Annotated in this window: 1 protein-coding gene; it reads left to right on the forward strand. The window is 54.3% G+C overall.

All coding sequences use genetic code 11. From position 1 onward, the window contains the following. Positions 1 to 171: 171 nt before the first annotated feature. Positions 172 to 492 carry a hypothetical protein gene (locus tag HWQ67_RS18290; protein WP_218254130.1) on the forward strand — a complete coding sequence of 107 codons (321 nt, stop codon included), beginning with the start codon at positions 172 to 174 and terminating at the stop codon, positions 490 to 492. The last annotated feature ends 1,004 nt before the right edge of the window (positions 493 to 1,496 follow it).

Genomic DNA, 1,496 nt, shown 5'->3' on the forward strand with positions numbered 1-1,496 from the left:
TTGGTCTATCAAGGGTTCTGTTGCTGATGCGCAGGATTGCGAGCGCGTGGTTTGCAATCCCGGTATCAAAGCGGATCTGCGTCGCGCTACGCGTCATCTGAATGAGGCGTCTGCGGTAGTGGCTCGCACATGGCGAGAGGTTCATCACCAGGAACGTCGGGAATTGCTCGCATGAACATTGAACTCGTTACTCGTTTGTTGAACGAAGGTAAAGCGCTCATGCTGGTAGAATGGCGCGGGGCCAAAGTTGACGAACTGGATCTGGCGGATAAGGTGTCGGGTCGGCGTGAACACCGGATCGTCGTGCGTCATGCCTTAGAAGCGGGGTCCAGTCAAGTGTCCTGCGCTCAATGGTTGCCTGCAGGTAGCAAGGTGGATGATATTCGCATCCCCTATACGAAGGGACAAGTGCTCTTGGTTGTGATCACTGGGCTGTCGCGTCAAAAGGGCGCGGTGTCATTGTCTGGCGAGTTTGTTGACAATGGCTCGTAGGTTCTATCACGTTTCGCCCTGCGCTCGTTTAAGCGGCGATTATTTGCTGCCTGAACGGGCGCGGGGATCGAGTCGGGTTTGGCTCGTTATGCGTCGGCAAGTGCCATATGCGGCGTTTCACGTTCGCCAGCGGCACGGCGTGAAGCGTGTTTACGTCTATTGGGTATGCGTGCGGGGGGCTTGCGTTCGACATTGGCGCGGGGGCTTTTATTGGACAGGGGAGGCTATTCGCGTTATTGGTCGCGTTGGGTCTTATGGCCAATAGTAGGCTAGCAAGCTCGTTTGCGTTCCGTTGTTGCGTCACTACGTTGTTTTCTTTGGGCAAGGTTCGGCTTTGGACTTTTACCCTACCTTCGCCCTCTCCTTGTTGGGTCCCGGTTGGGGACAAGTGGTCCCGGTTTCTTAAGCGGTTGCATCGTCGCAAATTCGATCTGCGGGGGGTGCGTGTCGTTGAATGGCATCCCGGAGGCCACGGTTGGCATATCCATTACTTGACATTGGGTTATTTACCTGTCGATATCGTTCGGATTCATTCCACCGCGTGTGGGTTTGGTCGCATCCACGTCTGTCTTTTACCGGCGCGTAAATGGGAGAACACAATGGGGGATTACCTCGCCAAACATTTTCGCAAAGACCGCAGCGAACATCCCGGGCGGCGTCATATGCGGACTTGGGCTGTCGTGGGTCGTTGGCGTGCCACGCGGGTTTCTGACGTGACTATAACCTCCACAATGTCAAGTTTACTGCGCGTGTTATTGTTGCGTTACCCTGTCAAAGATCGTCAATTCCATTATCGTCGGTTGTCGTGGGAATGGTCGGCGGGGCTGCTTGACAACGTCAAACCCGATGCTCCATTTTGATTTACCACGCCAAGCTCTGTCTCCCAAATTGCTTGACAAAAAGCTTGGTTTTGCGTATGTTGTTGATTTTCAATGCGTTATGACGTTTGCTTTCCTTTGCGTTCTAAGGCCTCTCTGGCGCGTCGGAGGCCTCCTCCGCTATGG

The sequence above is a fragment of the Candidatus Magnetobacterium casense genome (genome assembly GCF_019173545.1).
Taxonomy (GTDB): domain Bacteria; phylum Nitrospirota; class Thermodesulfovibrionia; order Thermodesulfovibrionales; family Magnetobacteriaceae; genus Magnetobacterium; species Magnetobacterium cryptolimnobacter.